Genomic DNA, 3,571 nt, shown 5'->3' with positions numbered 1-3,571 from the left:
GGTGATCGGGGTCGCGGTGTCCTGGAGGGACCGCAGGGCGCTGACGGGCTCGGCGGCGTCCAGCAGCCGCCTGGGCGGCGCGGCCAGTTCGACGGCCTCGCGCCGCAGGGCGAGGACGGCGCGCTTGCGGGGCTTGCGACGGCGGTGGGCAGGAGCCGATGCCGGGGCCGGGGCCGGGGCCGGGGCCGCCACGGCGGCGCGGCCGGCCGGGCGCAGGCGCAGGCTCCTGGTCTTGGCGATCGCCAGCACCGCGAGCGCCGCCACGAGGGCGGAGGTGACCAGCGTGGTGGAGTCGGCGGGCGCGGCGGGTGTGGCGATGGAGGCGTCCACGATCGCGGGCAGCGGGCCGGTGGTGGCCGCCTGGGTGTCGGCCGTCGAGTGCTTGGCGTGCTTGCCGGACTTCGGCGCGGACGAGGCGGCGGCCCTGCCGTCGACGGACGGCGCCCCGGCCTGGGCTCGCGGGGCGGTGGGCGCCTTGGTGTCCCCGGACGGCTTGGCCGACGTCGCCGGGGAGTCGGACCGCGTCTGGGAGTCGGTCCGGGGCTCCTTGCGTGAGGACTCCGGCCGGGACGACTCCGGGGCCGCGGCGCGCAGGTTCTCCAGGGAGCCGGTGCGGGCGTCCGGGGCGGGGTCGGCGGGGAGGGAGAGAGGGACCTGCACTTCGCCCTCGACGCGGGGGATCAGCGTCGAGAGCTGGTCGGGCGACCGGAACGTGCCGCCCTCGGCCGCGCGGGTGCCCGCCTCCTTCAGGACGCGCTGCTCGGCCTTCTCGTCCAGCCGTTCCTTGATCTTCCACGGGTATCCGTAGCCGACGACCTTGCTGGTGTCACGTTCCTTGCGCTTGGCGACGCCGCCGTCGATGTTGCCCTCGATGGTGAAGATCCGGCCGCCCTCGACCCGGGTGACGACGCCCACGTGGTCGATCCGGTCGATGTCGTTGGTGCCGCTCCAGTCGTAGAAGACGAACGCGCCCGGCTGTGGCTTGGTCCCCCAGGCGTCCTGGCGCTTGAACCACTTGGCGTGCGCCACGGTCCAGGCGAACTGGCCCATCCACTCCTCGTACCCGAGCTTGTGCGCGGCCCAGGAGAGGAACATGTCGCACCAGGGCGCGCCGGTGTAGTCGGCGTCGAACTCGATGTTCTCGCCGTACCAGTCGCCGAACTTGGTGTACGCGCCGGCCTTCTCGGAGTAGCCGAGCTGGCTCTCGAGAAGGTCGATGAACTTCTTCATCTCTGGGGTCGTCATGGAAGTGCGGGGGAACCCTTCCGAGCCGGGCCGGTTTCGCCACTGGCGTCCAGGGGTACCAGGAGTGTCCTGGGACGCTCGTGACTGACCGGAGACTTGTTGTCGTCCGTGCAGCAGGAGGCTACCGGCACGTAATGGCAGGTCAAGCACGCGTCAAGACACTGTCATGCGTTGCCCATGGCCGAATCCGCAGGTCAGCTATGTTACGGAAGTGTCACGACAAAGGTGATAAAACCACAAAAGATCTACCGAACCGGGCGTGTCGTTCCGGATTCGAACGGAATTCGGTAGCGTGTCCCATCATGACGATCGAGGCCGCCGCCGACGGAGCCAGAGCTGAGGCGCTGACCGAGCTGGCCGAGCGGACCAGACGCCTCATGGACGCCGTGGCCACCACCGGCGCACCCCCGGACGAGCTGGCCGCCGTCGCAGGCGAGCTCGAAGCGCTGGCCGAGCGGCTCGGCGGCGCGTCGGGCACGACCCCGCACCCGTACGAGATCGCCCCCGACGGCAGCCTGCGCGCCCTCGGCAACGCCGTCGTCGGCGCGGGCAACCCGTTCGCCCTCCCTCTGGTCGTCGAGCGGACCGGAGCGGGCGTGCGGGCCGAGGTGACGTTCCGGCCGCTGCACGAGGGGCCGCCCGGCGGGGTGCACGGCGGGATCAGCGCCATGGTGCTCGACCACCTGCTCGGCCAGGCCAACGCCGCCGCCGGCTTCGCGGGCGTGACCGTCTCGCTCTCCATGACCTACCGGGCGATGGTCCCGTACGGCACCCCGGTCGTGGCCACGGCCGAGCACACGCGCTCGGCGGGCCGCAAGAACTGGGCGGACGGCCGCATCACCGGGGCGGACGGCACGGTGCTCGTGGAGGCGGCCGGCATGTTCGTCACCCCCGCCGCCTGGGCGCGCGACGGCCTGCCGGTCAGGGGCGCCGCTCAGAGCGGCGCATAGAGCACGAAGACGTTGCCGGACGGATCACGCAGCACCGCCCGGGTCTCGTGCGGCCCGGCCTCCGGCGCGCGCACCACCTCGGCGCCGCGCGCCGCCAGATCCGCCACGACCGGCGCCACGTCGTCCACCCGGTACGAGGGCGCCGCCGAGGCCGTGACATGCTCCGCCGGACCGGCCAGCGCGATCGTCACCCCGCCCGCGTCCAGCGCCGCGAACCTGTCGCCGTCGCGGAACTTCACCGGCAGCCCGTAGAACGCGATCGCCTGGTCCAGATCGGTGACGGGAATCAGCACGTTGCCGAGCCTCACGCGGGCCTCCCTGCGGGTCGTTCGCCGGTGCGCGTCATCCCAGCATCCCGGCGTCCGCCCCGGGCGCGCATCCTGCCACGTGCGCGCTCTCGCGGCGGCGTCAAGCTACGGTCGGGACCGCTCCCTGGCTCGGCTGGTCGCCGGAAGGGGTGCGGGGTGCCGGCGAGAGGGCCGGCGCGGTCGGGGTGGCGGTCGGGGTGGCCCGGTGCGTCGGGCAGGGCGGGCCGTCCACGGCCACCTCCCCGACCTGCGGGCCGTTGGCGGCGGCCGGTTCCGTCATCGCCAGGATCGCCAGGTACGCCCGGCGGCCGCACGGCACCGCCGCCGCGGCGCGTCCGACGGCGGCCGTGTACTCGGTGCGGCCCGTGAGCGTGCGCGTCTCCCGGCCCACCTCCCGGGCCTCGCCGCCGTCCTCGCGCCTCATGTACGAGATCCGCAGGCGTACCGGGCCCGGGCCGTCCGCCAGGACCCGTACCGAGCCCGCCGAGCCGTCCCAGGCGAGGATGCCCGCCTCCCGCACCGACGGCGGCCCCGCTGCCGGCCCCCTAGAGGTCGGAGCGGCTGTCGGATTGGCTGTCGGGGCCGCCGACGGCCGCCCGGCCGTGGCCGTCGGCTCCCCGGGCGTGGGGGTGGTACGGCCACGGGCGGTCGGCGCGGTGCCGCCCTCCTGGGCCGTCGGGGTGCCGGCCGGTTCCCGCCTGTCCGGGGTTGCTCCCGGGTCCCGCCCGCTCGGGGAGTCCGCCGGGTCCGACGCGCTCGGGGTGTCGGCCGGAGGCAGCAGTACGGCGCCCGGCGGCACCTGGCCCTCGGTCATCAGCACCGTGATCGCCACCGCCACCACCGTCGCCCCGGCCAGCCACAGATGCGACGGCACCCCCGGCCCCCGCCCACTCCGCCCGGCTCCGGTGCGGGAGTGGGGGGCTGGGCCGAGGCGGGATGTCAGCCAGGCGGCCACTCGTGAACGGCCGGCGGCGATCCCGGAGTCCGCCCCGGCCCTGGATGACGGGCCCGTTCTCGATTCCGGGGACGAGCCCGCCCGGGGGCGGGCTCGTCCCCGGAATCGAGAAC

4 protein-coding genes are annotated in these 3,571 nt (G+C 74.5%); 1 reads left to right on the top strand and 3 read right to left on the bottom strand.

Annotation, left to right across the window (positions count from 1 at the left end):
* On the bottom strand, positions 1 to 1,245 hold a 1,245-nt coding region (locus tag ADY59_RS47930), incomplete at its 3' end, for a CHAP domain-containing protein (RefSeq protein ID WP_156326170.1).
* A gap of 302 nt (positions 1,246 to 1,547) precedes the next feature.
* Between ADY59_RS47930 and ADY59_RS46810 the strand changes: the two genes are divergently transcribed.
* A complete protein-coding gene (locus ADY59_RS46810) occupies positions 1,548 to 2,195 on the top strand; it encodes a PaaI family thioesterase (RefSeq protein ID WP_049577696.1) in 648 nt (215 codons plus the stop codon).
* On the opposite strand, the gene ADY59_RS46805 is transcribed toward ADY59_RS46810, so the two are convergent.
* Together ADY59_RS46805 and ADY59_RS46800 are read right to left on the bottom strand one after the other, a co-directional pair.
* The gene (locus ADY59_RS46805; RefSeq protein ID WP_049577694.1) at positions 2,180 to 2,503 is read right to left on the bottom strand and encodes a VOC family protein; all 324 of its coding nucleotides are present in this window, start codon (positions 2,501 to 2,503) and stop codon (positions 2,180 to 2,182) included. The two genes, ADY59_RS46810 and ADY59_RS46805, sit on opposite strands and share 16 nt — an antisense overlap.
* 100 nt (positions 2,504 to 2,603) lie before the next feature.
* Positions 2,604 to 3,377: a hypothetical protein gene (locus tag ADY59_RS46800; protein ID WP_049577692.1), complete on the bottom strand. Its 774-nt coding sequence runs from the start codon at positions 3,375 to 3,377 to the stop codon at positions 2,604 to 2,606.
* Positions 3,378 to 3,571 lie beyond the last annotated feature (194 nt).

This window comes from Nonomuraea sp. SBT364, from assembly GCF_001083785.1.
In the GTDB taxonomy this organism is placed as follows: Bacteria; Actinomycetota; Actinomycetes; order Streptosporangiales; family Streptosporangiaceae; genus Nonomuraea.
This window is presented reverse-complemented; position numbering and strand designations above follow the sequence as displayed.

Excerpts from the sequence above, each read along its gene's own strand:
- ADY59_RS46810 (WP_049577696.1), top strand. The coding sequence starts at position 1,548 with ATGACGATCGAGGCCGCCGCCGACGGAGCCAGAGCTGAGGCGCTGACC.